7 protein-coding genes are annotated in these 12763 nt (G+C 67.2%); 2 read left to right on the top strand and 5 right to left on the bottom strand.

Annotated features, from left to right (window positions below; genetic code table 11):
• Positions 1 to 195 precede the first annotated feature (195 nt).
• Both C7449_RS15770 and C7449_RS15765 read left to right on the top strand, forming a co-directional pair.
• Complete coding sequence (locus C7449_RS15770; RefSeq protein WP_108003845.1) at positions 196 to 2430, top strand: TonB-dependent hemoglobin/transferrin/lactoferrin family receptor; 2235 nt, start codon at positions 196 to 198, stop codon at positions 2428 to 2430.
• Positions 2431 to 2477: 47 nt separating this feature from the next.
• The gene (locus tag C7449_RS15765; RefSeq protein WP_108003844.1) at positions 2478 to 3827 is read left to right on the top strand and encodes a TonB family protein; all 1350 of its coding nucleotides are present in this window, start codon (positions 2478 to 2480) and stop codon (positions 3825 to 3827) included.
• Between the two features lie 216 nt (positions 3828 to 4043).
• On the opposite strand, the gene C7449_RS15760 is transcribed toward C7449_RS15765, so the two are convergent.
• The 5 genes from C7449_RS15760 to C7449_RS15740 form a co-directional block, all read right to left on the bottom strand.
• Entirely contained in the window at positions 4044 to 6059 is a 2016-nt protein-coding gene (locus tag C7449_RS15760) for a beta-galactosidase (protein ID WP_210204744.1), read from the bottom strand.
• Positions 6060 to 6172: 113 nt separating this feature from the next.
• Positions 6173 to 7222: a LacI family DNA-binding transcriptional regulator gene (locus tag C7449_RS15755; RefSeq protein WP_108003843.1), complete on the bottom strand. Its 1050-nt coding sequence runs from the start codon at positions 7220 to 7222 to the stop codon at positions 6173 to 6175.
• Between the two features lie 70 nt (positions 7223 to 7292).
• Positions 7293 to 10322, bottom strand: a complete 3030-nt coding sequence (locus C7449_RS15750; RefSeq protein ID WP_108003962.1) for an aminotransferase class III-fold pyridoxal phosphate-dependent enzyme — start codon at positions 10320 to 10322, stop codon at positions 7293 to 7295.
• A gap of 14 nt (positions 10323 to 10336) precedes the next feature.
• Positions 10337 to 11002, bottom strand: coding sequence for an SDR family NAD(P)-dependent oxidoreductase (locus tag C7449_RS15745; RefSeq protein ID WP_108003961.1), 666 nt, complete (start codon positions 11000 to 11002; stop codon positions 10337 to 10339).
• Between the two features lie 55 nt (positions 11003 to 11057).
• Positions 11058 to 12713 (bottom strand): amino acid ABC transporter permease, encoded by a 1656-nt coding sequence (locus C7449_RS15740; protein ID WP_108003842.1) that lies wholly within the window; start codon positions 12711 to 12713, stop codon positions 11058 to 11060.
• Positions 12714 to 12763: the final 50 nt, after the last annotated feature.

Raw genomic sequence — 12763 nt, 5'->3', positions numbered from 1 at the left:
CTCCTGCGGGGAAGAAGCGGGCTTTGGAAACCGGCCCGCGGAAATCCAAATCATTTGTTGACTTCAATAATCATGTTTACTAGTCACTGCAATACCGGACTAACGGAGTCAAGATTTAAGTTACCGGATCTAACCAGAAATGCGAGCAAGCCATGGCCAGCCAGCATGCAACGAAGATTTTGGAGTTCGACTGCAATGGGGTTGGCAAATTGGGCATGGGCCGGTGCATCCGGACCGGAGAGCCGTAGGGCGACGAGCGGACTGACCGCGCTTTTGGCAGGCGTGGCGGCGGCCGCTTTGATGGCGGGATCGGCGCACGCACAGCAGGTGGTTCCGCTGGGCGAGCAAGACGAACAGGTCGAGCAGGCCGAAGCGAGTAAGCCGGATGAATCCGGCGCCACGCTGCTCGACAAGATGATGCTGACAAGCCGCATCGGTGAAACGGCCATCGAAAGCCCTTCCTCCTCCAGCCATGTCGACCAGGAGCAACTCGACCGGCGCATGGCGGCCACCCCGAACGAGATGCTGTTCGGCGTACCGGGCGTAACAATGCAGGCCGATTCCCAGCGGACGGCCTCCTCCGTCAACATTCGCGGTCTGCAGGATTATGGCCGTGTCGCCGTGATCGTCGACGGGGCGCGCCAGGATTTCCAGCGCTCCGGTCATGGCACCCAATCGACGTTCTACCTCGATCCCGAGTTGGTTAAGTCGGTGGACGTGATCCGCGGCCCGGTCGCCAACACCTACGGCTCCGGCGCCATTGGCGGCGTCGTCTTCTTCGAGACGAAGGACGCGGCCGATTTCCTCAAGCCGGACGAGAACTGGGCCGCGTCCGCCACCCAGGGCTACGAGAGCAACGGCCAGGGCTGGACCACCAGCGCCACCGGCGCCTACCGCTTCAATGACAACATCGATGCGCTGGGGAACATCGTCTACCGCGACTACGGCGCCTACAAGGACGGCGACGGCGACCGGGTCGACGGCAGCGGCTTCGAAGTGCTGGGCGGCCTGCTCAAGACCACCATCCTGCCGACCGACAACAGCGAGCTGAAGCTCGGCTGGGTCGGCGCCAGCGACCAGTGGAACCAATTCAGCGGCGGCGCGCCGGCTTACGACGTCGACCTCAAGCAGAACACCTTCACCGCCCGCTACAACATCACCGACGACGACCGGAGCTGGCTCGACCTGCACATCAACGGATCGTTCAACGGCACCAGGCTCGAGCAGACCAGCCTGGTGCCGGTCGGCGGACGCTTCGATCCCGCGACCGGCCTTCCGGTGGTGCTCCCGATCGGCTCAAAGGCGAACTACGATGTCGGCACCACCGGCTTCGACATCTGGAACACGTCCCGCTTCGACACCGGCCAGTTCGCGCATGAGCTGACCTATGGCGGCGACTGGGTGAGCGACGACGTCGACACCACTGGTACTGCGGGCGGCGACAACTTCTACACGCCTTCTGGCAAGCGTCGTGTTTCCGGCGCGTACATCCAGGACAAGGTCTCCTGGGAGTGGCTGGAGGTCATCGCCGGGCTGCGCTACGACAGCTATAGCCTGAAGGGCGACGACACCAATGCCTCGGGCGACCGGCTGTCGCCGCGCATCAGCCTCGGCGTCTCGCCGTTCAACGGCCCCGCTCTGGAAGGGCTGCAGTTCTACGGCACCTATGCGGAAGGCTATCGCTCGCCGTCGCTGAGCGAGACGCTGATCAGCGGCCTGCATCCGGCCGGCGTGGTGTTCCCCTTCCTGCCCAACCCGGCCCTGCGGCCGGAAACGGGCAAGACTTGGGAATTCGGCGCCAACTACAAGGCCGACGGCGTGTTCGCGGACGACGATGCGCTTCGCCTCAAGGCCGCCTACTTCAACAATGACGTCGACGACTACATTGACGGCGCCAACCTCAGCGCCGGCCAGCCGGGATGCCCGTTCATCCCCGGCCTGCCGCCGGTCTTCGTGCCCGGCGGCTTCTACGTCCCCACCTGCTTCCAGCACCAGAACTTCGCCAATGCGAAGATCCGCGGCTTCGAGTTCGAGAGCGTCTACGACGCCGGCTGGGGCTTTGCCGGCCTGTCGGCCTCGCTCATCGAGGGCTACACCGTCTCCTTTGCCGGCGTGCGCGCCGACCTGGCGACGATCCCCTCCTCGCAGGTCACGGCCCAGCTCGGCTTCCGGTTCCTCGATGACCGCCTGACGGTCGGCGGCGAGGTGCAGTACAACGGCAAGCCGAAGGGCAATCCGATTGCCGAGGACTTCACCCTCGTCAACACCTTCGCCAGCTACCAGGCCAGCGACAACCTGAAGCTCGACTTCCGCGTCGATAACCTCTTCGACGTCAACTACGTCAACCCGCTGAACGTCACGGTCACGACCCCGGTCTTCGAGCCGGGCGTGACCATCAAGCTGGCGGCGACCATGCGATTTGGAGGCTGACCAACCATGAAGACGGCTTCTAGCGTCTGAGCGGGGCACGGGGCGTCATGGCATATCTGGATCCCGCCTTTTCCACACAGGGCCTGGCCTGGTCTATGGACAGGTTCGGCGCCATGCCGGCGGAACCGGATGATCCCCGCATTCTCATCCGCGGCGGGGCGCTGCCTTGGGGCCGTGGCGACAGCCTGGAGCGCACAACGCTGACGCCAGCGAGTGCCACGCTTGGCACCGCCCCCGGCGAGCCGCTCGACAGCCGAACCCGGCCGGCGGAGCAGCGGCGCAAGTGGAAGGCAGCCCTGGTCGCCTCCTGCCTACTGCATCTCGCCACTGCCGCCTTCCTGCTGGCCGAAACCCACGACGCGGTGATGATCGCAGGTTCCGAGCAGGCTGGCGTGATGCTGCTTGGAAATGCCCCAAACGACCAGAGCGCAGCGGGCGCATCCTCTGAAATGCCGGCTGTCCGGATCACGCTGGTGAGCATGCTGGAGCCCAAGCCGGTCCAGACGGTCACCGCCGCATCCGTCCCGGCGGCGGAGGCGGCGGAGCCGGTCGAGGCCGAGGTGGCGGAAGCGGCGGTGACCGTGGAAACGCCGGTCGCGCCGCCCGCTGAAGCGGTCGCAGTCGAGCCGGAACCGGTCACGCCGGTGGTCGAGCGGGCGGCGGCCGAGTCCATCAAGGAAGTGCCGTACGGGGCCGCAGCCAATCCTGCCCCCGAAATCTTGACCGCGCTTCAACCCATCGAGGACGAGACCGCCGTTCCCTTACCTGCCGGGCAGGTGCCGGAGCAGCCGGAGCCCGCTGGCGCAAAGCCGATCGAAAGCGCGGAGGCCAAAGAGGGTGCGACCGGCGAGCGCGTCGTGGCCGAAACGGTCAAGCCGGCGCCCTTCGAGAAAATGGTTGTGGCAAAGGCGGAGCAGCCTCGAAAGAAGCCCGCCAGGAAGCGCGAGAGAAAGGCCGAACGGGCCCCGCCGAAAGCGGCTGCGCAAAGGCCCAAGTCCGGTTCCGGCGGCAACAGCGAGGCCGACGCACGGCGCGGCGCCGCCCAGGGCGAGGCCGGCGGCACGACCGTGAGCGCGTCGAAAGGCGGGGCGGCATCGGCCGCCGGCAACGCTGCCGTGTCCAACTATCCCGGCAAGGTGGCCGCCAGGCTGCGGCGGGCGGTGCGCGGCATTTCAAGCCTGGCGCGGACCAAGGCCCGCAGCGACGTGCGGGTGTCGTTCGTGGTGGATGCCAGCGGCGGGGTCGGCAGGATCCGGATCGTCCGCGGTTCCGGCTCGCCCGAACTCGACGAGGCCGCTCTCGCCGTCGTGCGGCGCGCCGCCCCCTTCCCGCCGATCCCGCCGCAGGCCGGCAGGTCCAGCTGGGCCTTCACCCTGCCCCTGGGCATCGCCCGCTGAGCTGGCTCCGTCGCAGGTGCGAGGTCTGACACAGCTCGAGGGCCCGGTTCGGACTGGGGATGCGTACTCGCTGCTGCCACCGTCGCAACCGGCAGCGTCAGTGGGAGCCCTCGGGCATGCCGCGTGAGCCTTGCACACCCGGACCGGTTCCGCGATGGACGCGCGCCTGGTCTGCGCGAAGAGCGGGATTGCCCGCTCGCGTCCCGCCGATCCGGCTCAATCGACCGTCCAGATCGCCACGTCGGCCGGTGCCAGCAGGCTTTCGCCGACCAGGAAGGTCGCGCCGGGCTTCGCCGGCACCGCCGCCGGCGCGGGGCCGTAGTTGAAGGCGAAGTGCAGGCGGCCGCGCCGGGCGACGCGCAGGTCGCCGAGATCCGGCAGCGTTTCGACGCCGGCCCATGCGAGCGCCTCGCCGATGAGCTTCAACAGGAACTCGCCCTGCGGCAGGGTTGCCAGATAGCGCGCCTTTTCGTTGCCGACCAGGGCGGGCGATCCGTTGCGGTAGGCTCCTTCGAACGTGGCGAGCACCGTCTCGCCGGTGCAAACGGTTTCACGCCAGGTGCCGACCGGATAGCTCGAGTTGCCGTGCAGCACCCGCTCATCATGAAAGTCCGGCAGCGACTCGACGCGGGTGACGCGGAGGTCGATGAGGTCGCAAAGCGGTCGCGGCGGCAGGTTTTCGGGGATGTGCATGTCACGGGTCTTGCTGCCGCTTCTCGGTCCGAACAGGATTTTTGCGTCGGAGGCCTTGAGCCGCGCCACGAAATCGGGATCGACGATAACGAGATCGGGTGCCAGCACCAGCGCGTAGCCGGCTAGGTCAGAGTGCTGGCCGATGATGTCGACATCGACGCCGAGGCGGGCGACGGCGGAATACCAGTCGAGGGCAATGGCCGCGCCGGCATAGCCGCGCCCCTGCGGCAGGGCGCGCGTCGCAAAGCGGGATTCGTAATCGAGCACGATCGCGACCTTCGCCTTTTCGCGGGCCTCGCCGCGCGGAATACGCTTCATCTCCTCGATGACCTGGGCCACTTCCAGATAGCCCTGGTCGGTCTCGCTGTCGGGAAGCAGCAGGCCGGCGTGGAACTGTTCCTGCGCGAACGGCGCCTGTCGCCAGCGGAAGTAGGAGACCATGTCGACGCCGTGCGCATAGGCGAGCCAGGTCCAAAGCCGCACCATGCCATCCGCTGGCGCCTGGTTGTGGGCTGCCCAGTTGACCGGCCCCGGCTGCTGCTCCATCACCCAGACGCGGCCGCGCCCGACGGCGCGATAGAGGTCGTGGTTGAAGGCGGTCTGGTCGGGGTCGCCGACGCGCAGGTAACGGGCCTTGTCCTCCGCCGACAGCCGGCCGTTCAGCAGCCCACCCATCGGGTAGACGTCCCAGGAGGCGACGTCGATGTCCTCACCGACCTTGTAGTGGTTGAAGTCGGTGTTCTGCGACATGAAATTGTGCGTCACCGGCCGTCCCGGCGAATGCCGGCGGATGATGTCGACCTGCGCCTTGTTGAAGCTCTTAACCTGGTCGGAGGAGAAGCGCATGTAGTCGACCAGATGGGTCGGGCTCGGCTCCTCGACGAGATTGTTGGGCAGGTCGATCTCGTCGAAGCCGTTGTAGTGCATGGCCCAGAACGACGTGCCCCACGCCTGGTTCAGCGCCTCGATCGTGCCGTAGCGCGCCGCGAGCCATTCCCGAAAGGCGCGCCGGGCCTCGTCCGAATAGCTGTGGATCGTGTCGTGGTCGCCGTATTCGTTATCCGTCTGCCAGGCATGAACGAACGGATTGGCGCCGTAGCGCGCCGCCATCGCCTCGACGATGCGGGCGGCCTCGATGCGATAGCGGCGGCTGGAGAAGCAATAGTGCCGGCGTGCGCCGAACTTGCGCACCACGCCCTTTACGTCGACCGGCAGGATGTCGGGATGGCGATCCACGAGCCATTTCGGCGGCGCCGCAGTCGGCGTCCCCAGGATGACCTTCAGTCCCGCCTTGCCGAGCACGTCGACTGCCTCGTCCATCGACTTCCAGTGGAATTCGCCCGGCCGGGGCTCGATATGGGCCCAGGCGAATTCGCCGATGCGCACCCAGGCGAGGCCGAGCTCGACCATGCGGCGCGCATCCTCCTCCCATTTCGCCCGCGGCCACTGCTCCGGGTAGTAGCAGACGCCGAGTTCCAGCATGTCGGCGGCCTGCTGGACGGGGTCGAAGCGGTTCGGGTTCGTCTGAGGCATGTGCAATTCTACTGTCCTTTGAATTACCTGGCCGGTTCGTTCCGGCGCTTTCTTGTTGTCTCTACTGAAAATAAACGTTTTTATAGCAGTGCGTGCGAGGGGAGCCACCCGTGCAATGCTCAGGTTGCGGAGGTCAGCCGGTCGTCGCAGCGTTCGACCAGGTTCGGCATCAAAAGGGTCTGCAGGGTATCCGGCCCCTCCCCCTCGATGCGGCGCAGGATGTAGGCGCCAAGCAGCGCGCTGGGCTCGCTGATCGGCAGGTAGAATGTGGTGATCGGCGGGGCGAAGTACTGGCTGACGTTGAGATCGTCGGTGGCGTTGACGACGGCGTCGCGGCCATGCACCAGGCCGCGCTCGTGAAAGCCGGAAAGCGCCCCGAGCGCACTGGCCTCGTTGGCGCAGATATAGGCCGTCGGTGGGCTTCCAAGGTCGGCCATCGTCAGCACCGTTTCGCGCCCGTAGGCCGGCGTCAGCCGGCCATTGGCGACAAGCGCCGGGTCGAAGGGCAAGCCGGCGGCCTCGAGGGCGCGCCGATAGCTCTGAAGCCGGGTGATGCCATAGGTCAGGCCCGCCGGCGGGTTGACCAGCGCGATGCGGCGGTGGCCGCGATCGATCAGCCGCTCCATGGAGACGCGGATCATCTGCTCGTTGTCGGCGTCGACATAGGCGTGCGGCGCGTTGGCGACGCTGGTGCCGTAGGTGACGAAGGGGAACTCCGCCGCCTGCATGGTGCGGATGCGCGGATCGTCGGGGCGCGTGCCGGTGATGATGATGCCGTCGGCCTTCTTCAGCGAGACGATCTGCTCGATGGCAGCCCGGCTTTCCTCGAAGTTGCGCACCGGATAGAGCGAAACCCGGTACGGGCTGTCCTCCAGCGCCCAGGAGATGCCGCTGAGGAGCTGGGCGTATTCCACACCTTCCCACTCGTTTTCCTGCGGCCCCGGCGCGGTCATGATCGCCGCCACCTGGTAGGTCTTGCCAGTGCGCAGTTGCACGCCGTGCAGGTTGAGCTGGTAGCCGATGCGCTCGGCCGCTTCCAGCACGAGGTCGCGGGTCTGCGGCCGCACCTGCGGCGAATGGTTCAGTGCCTTGGACACGGTGGCGATCGACAGCCCGGTTTCCTGGGCGATGGTCTTGATCGTCGGTCTCTGCGTGGCGTTTCGGTTCATCGGATATGGTCCTGCCGCCCGGAGGCGGATGCGCGGCCGGTGGGCAGACCGGCCGCATCGTGGGTGTCGCTCAAGGACTAAGGCGGGCGAGCGTGTCGTCGAGCGCGTTGAGGAAATAGTCGCAGTCCTCCGTGCTGAAGGGTGCCGGCGGCTTGATCTTCAGCACGTTGTGGTGCGGTCCCTCGCTGCTCAGGAGGATGCGGTGCCTCTGCTTCATCTCGGCAATGACCAGGTCGAGTTCGCGCGCGGCGGGCTCCAGCGTCTCGCGGTCGCGCACCAGCTCGATGCCGATGAAGAGGCCATGGCCGCGCACGTCGCCGATGATCGGATGGCGGGTCGCCAATTCCCGGGCGCCGTCCATCAGCCGCTCGCCGACGACGCGGCAGTGATGCATCAGCCGCTCGTCGCGGATCACGTCGAGCACGGCAAGCCCGATCTCGGCGGAAACCGGATTGCCGCCGAAGGTATTGAAGTACTCCATGCCATTCGCGAAGGCGGCGGCGACGGCTTCCGTGGTCACGACCGCGGCCATCGGGTGGCCATTGCCGATCGGCTTGCCCATGGTGACGATGTCCGGCACCACCCCTTGGATCTCATGCGCCCAGAAGTGGCTGCCGACCCGGCCGAAGCCGACCTGCACCTCATCGGCCAGGCACAGGCCGCCGGCGGCGCGCACATGGGCATAGGCCTCCTTCAGATAGTCGGCCGGCAGGGTCAGCTGCCCCCCGGTGCCGAGAATGCCCTCGCTGAAGAACAGCGCCGGCCGGCGTCCGTCCGCCGCGAGTGCCGCCACCTGGTTGCGCACGTCCTCGGCATATTTGCGCCCGGCGCTTTCGTCGCCATAGCGGAAGCGGCCGCGATAGAGGTCCGGCATTTCGGCGACGCGGACATGCGCCGGCCTTCCCTCGCCGCCCTTGCCGGCGAACTTGTAGGGGCTGACGTCGATCAGGCTGGAGAGATGGCCGTGATAGGCGTGGTCGACGGTGATGATGTCGCGGTTGCCGGTATAGGCACGCGCCAGCCGGATCGCCAGGTCGTTAGCCTCGCTGCCGGAGTTGACGAAGAAGCAGACGTTGAGCGGATCCGGAAACAGCGCCGCCAGCCTGCGCGAATATTCGACTAGAGAATCGTGCAGGTAGCGCGAATTGGTGTTGAGCCTTGCCATCTGCACCTGCGCCGCCTTGACGACGCGCGGATGGCAATGGCCGACGTGGCAGACGTTGTTGACCATGTCGAGCCAGCGCGTGCCGTCCTCGTCGATCAGGTAGGCCCCCTCGCCGCCGACGATCTTCAGCGGGGCGTCCGAATAGGCGATGCTCAGCGAGCGGCCGATTCGGCGCTGCCGCTCGCGGACGAGGAACGGCTTGTCGCGTGCCACGATCACCGAGGCGGGTACGGAATAGCCGAGGATGACGCTCGGATCCGGGCTGATGGCGCGCCAGACCTGCCACTGGCTGCGCACGCCGACGCCGTGCATGCGTGCCTCGAGGCCGAGATGGTCGGTGACGATCTGGAAATGCAGGTGCGGCGACCAGTTGCCGTTTTCGGACGCCGCGCCGAAGGCGCAGAACGCCTCGCCGCCGGCAATCGCCTGACCGATCGACAGCTTTGCGACGCTGTCGCGCGACAGGTGGCCGTAGAGGGTCCAGAAGACGTCGCCCTCGTCGGTTGCGTGTTCGAGCAGGACGGTCGGGCCGAAGCCGAAGGGAACCGCGTCGTCATAAATGAAGGCGACCTTGCCTTCGAACGGCGCGTGCACGGGCTCGTGGGCCGGCGCGAAGATGTCGACGCCGAGATGCACGGTGCGGCGGGCGCCGGGGGAGGCGGTCTCGAAGGCATCGCCCTTGTAGATGACGCGGTCCTCGCCATAGAGGCCGATGGCGAAATCGGCGCCGTGCTCGGCTATACGCTGATCGACCAGCGCCTCGGCCCCGGCGGCGTCGAGCGTTGCCCAGGCCTGCGCGTCAGGTCCATGGGCCGTCAGGTCCAGGGCGAGCACCTTCGGCCTTGCGATGCCGGGGCGCACGATCGGGGAAAATTCATGCGCATTGCGCTCCAGCCAGCGCTCGACCCGGGGCGCATGCGCAATCGGCGAAAAGCCGCAGGCGTCGCGAATGCGGGCAATCGCGACCGACCGGTTCTCCCGCTGCAGCCGCTGCAGTTCGCGCCAGACGTCCTCCTGGCTGACCAGCAGATAGGTATTTTCGGGATTGTCGCGGATCTGCCTGGCGGCCATGCACATGCTGACCGCATAGCGGGTGCAGACGAGATCGAAGATCAGCTCCGCCTCGACCTCGCCGATCGGGTTGACGGCGTGGTAGGCGGCGGCGAGCCGGGCGATCGTCTCGATCGGATCGGCGGTGCCGATCAGCGCATAGGCGCCGGCGACGGCAATCTCGATCACTCGCCATGTTTCCACCATGTCGCCGAAATCGAGGAGGCCGCTGACGCGCCCCTGGTCATCGAGCAGCACGTTGTAGTCGTTGGCGTCGTTGTGGATCACCTGGCGCGGGCAGGTCCGGAGGCGCGGCAGCACTGCCGCGGCGAAGCGTTCGAGGATGGCGCGCGCGGCCTCGCGCCTTTCAACGTCCTCGATCAAGCCGACGTTCTCCAGGTGCATGTCGGCGCGGCCGATATCCCAGCCGTAGTGGCGGCTGGCGCCGGCATGGCTGAAGCCCTCGAGGCTGCGGTCGAGCTCGCCGAGCAGCCGGCCGAGCGTTTCGACGCTCTCGTCGCCGCGGGCGCCGGAGCGCGACCACACCTCGCCGGGCAGCCAGGTCAGCAGGCGGGCGATCCGCTCGCCGCGAATGCGTGCCGTGGCGAGCGCGGCGCCGTTGCGGTCGGGCAGCGCGCGCGAGAGCGGCAGGTGCGGCGCGGTGTGGGCCAGGTGGTCCAGCACCGCCATCTGCATCGCCAGCTCCTGGGGCGCGCCCGGCGCATGCAGCTTGAGCAGGAACGTCGCGCCGTCCGCGGTGCGGACGCGATAGTTGAGATCGTGTTCGCCCGGGAGGGCCGTGACGTCCCCGGCCAGTCCATAGCTGTCGCGAAGCAGGGCGCCGATCGCCTCGCCTTCGTGATCGAATCCGTCTCTCGCATCCATCTGATCCAACTCCATCACCAGGAAACCTGTCGTCCGTCATAGCTGCGAAACGTGCCGCTTGCAGCCCTGTCTGTGCCATCAATGATTGCCTTCAGCGCCGCCGCGCTCGCCGCGACGTCGATCTTCGCCTCCTCGCCACCCATGTCGGTGCGCACCCAGCCCGGATGCAGCGAGACGACGGCGATCCCGTCGCCGCGCAGATCGTGGGCAAGCTTCGACGTCGCCATGTTCATCGCCGCCTTGGAGCAGCGATAGGCGTAGTCGCCGTCTTCATCATCGAGCGTGCCTTCGGCCAGCGATCCGGAGCGGCTGCTGATGTTGACTATCTTGCGTCCGCTGCCGGTCAATAGGTTGGGCAGCAGCGCGCGGACCAGCAGCAGCGGTGCCAGCGCGTTGACCCGTATCACCTCCAGGAAGTCGTCGGCATCGAGCGAGGCAAGGCCGCCGGTGTCGCCGCGGATTGCGGCGTTGTTTATCAGCACGTCGATCGCCACGCCGTCCAGGCGTCGCGCAAGGGCTGCGATCGAGCCCGGATCGGCGACGTCGAGTTGCTCGGTGACGATCGCGCCGGCGGCTGCATGCATCGGCTTCCGCATGCAGGCGATCACGGTCCAGCCGGCGTTCGCATAGGTTTCGACAAGCGCGCGGCCGAGCCCCCGCGAGGCGCCGGTGACGAGCACCGTGCGGCCGGAGCCGTCCGTCGGGCGCCGGGCCGCCTCTCCCTGCCGGGCGGTCTCAGCGATGCTTGATGTCATACTTCTTCTCGATCTGGTTGATGAGGCTTGCCGCCGCCAGCGTCAGCAGGATGTAGAGGATCGCCGCCGAGTTGTACGGCGCGAACGGCAGGAAGCTCGCCGACTGGAATTCGCGCATCCGCTGGGTGATGTCTCGGATCGAAAGGATCGACAGCAGCGAGGTGTCCTTGAGGATGGCGATCAGTTCGTTGCCAAGCGGCGGAATGACGATGCGAAAGGCCTGCGGCAGGATGATCAGGCGAGCGGTCTGCCAGCGGTTCAGGCCGATGCTCGCCGCCGCCTCGATCTGACCGACGGGGATGGCATTGATGCCCGAGCGGAAGATCTCGGCGAGATAGGCCGAATAGGCCAGCGCCATGGCGGCGATGCCGCGCATCAGGTTCGGCGGATCGAAGATGCCCTGTGTGGCGTCCTTCAGGGCGCCGCTCAGGGGCAGCCCGACATAGAGCACGATGACGAGCATCGGAATGCCGCGGATCGTGTCGACGATGAACTCCGATCCGATCGACAGCGGATGGCGCCGATGGAGGAAGCCGCCGAATGTCAAAAGCCCGACGGCGATGGCGAGCACGGCAAGGGTGATGCCGGCGGCGCGATCGCCGTCGTTGAGCGCCTCGACGCGCCACAGCACCGGCCAGTCGGCCGGCACCGCGGCGGCGGGCAGCAGGGCGCCGCTGACGTCCTCGTTCTTGCCCACCGCGGCGATCGCCTCGGGCGGCCCGAGGAAGGTCCTGACCGGCGTTTCAGTCAGGGGCGCGCCTTCATAACGGCCGAAACGGACGTCGCCGATCAGGCCGGACGGCGTGCCGGTGACGATGCCGACCTTGCCGTTCAGCGAGCCGGCGAGCACATAGGCGTCGCGCGGCTGCAGCAGGAACCAGGCGGAGGAAGCCGCAAGGACGACCGCCGCGGCTGCAAAGAGCACCAGGCTGCGGCGCGTGTAGTGCAGTTTCAGCAGGCCGACCCAGACCAGCCCGAGGACGGCGGCCAGCATGTAGGCCGCGATGGCGGCGCGGATCGTCGTCGCCAATCCGGCGGCAAAGGCGATATGGGCAAACAGCAGCACGAAGGCGAGACTGGCGCCGTTCACCCCGCCCAGCAGCCATGCGCCGGCCCTGCGCATGGCGCCTTGCGGCCCCGGCTGCGCGCGGCTGCCGGCGAAGAACAGGACGATGCCGGCAAGCAGCAGCGCGGCATAGGTCGGCCACAGCCAGCCCTCCACCCGGCGGACCATCAGGTCGGCGGCCTCCGTCAATTGGCGCGGTGTGGCGCCCTTGATGACCAACTCCGACTTGAACGAATCGACGCCGTTGGCGACGACCGAGGCGATGAACGGATGGACCGTATCGCCCGCGACGATGAAGGTTGCGGCGACAGCGCTTGTCAGGGCGGCGAGCGCGGCCATCCGCCGACGCGGAGCCTTGCCGCGCCACAACAGCGGAACTGCCAGCCCGGCCGAAAATGCGGTCGCAAGCATCAGGAACCCCGGCACGAAGGCCGACGAGCCGGGTTCGACGCCGACGATGGCGCGCAGCGACCGCTGGTAGTCGGCCGAGGACGCAAACAGGTAGACGATGAAGGGCAGCGCGGACAGGATGATCAGGTTGCTGGGCCTGATGCTTCTGACGAATGACATGCCTGTCTCCGGACGTCGTGATCGAAAAGGTGCCCGGGGGCGCGGCGCGC

Origin of the sequence: Mycoplana dimorpha (genome assembly GCF_003046475.1) — a bacterium.
GTDB classification, from domain to species: domain Bacteria; phylum Pseudomonadota; class Alphaproteobacteria; order Rhizobiales; family Rhizobiaceae; genus Mycoplana; species Mycoplana dimorpha.
Note: the sequence above shows the minus strand (reverse complement) of the source record. Positions and strands in the feature narration are given on the sequence as shown.

What these genes read in the sequence shown, in the direction of transcription:
- C7449_RS15770 (WP_108003845.1), top strand. Translation starts at nt 196, where the DNA reads ATGGGGTTGGCAAATTGGGCATGGGCCGGTGCATCCGGACCGGAGAGC.
- C7449_RS15750 (WP_108003962.1), bottom strand. Translation starts at nt 10,322, where the DNA reads ATGGATGCGAGAGACGGATTCGATCACGAAGGCGAGGCGATCGGCGCC.
- C7449_RS15740 (WP_108003842.1), bottom strand. Translation starts at nt 12,713, where the DNA reads ATGTCATTCGTCAGAAGCATCAGGCCCAGCAACCTGATCATCCTGTCC.
- C7449_RS15755 (WP_108003843.1), bottom strand. Translation starts at nt 7,222, where the DNA reads ATGAACCGAAACGCCACGCAGAGACCGACGATCAAGACCATCGCCCAG.
- C7449_RS15765 (WP_108003844.1), top strand. Translation starts at nt 2,478, where the DNA reads ATGGCATATCTGGATCCCGCCTTTTCCACACAGGGCCTGGCCTGGTCT.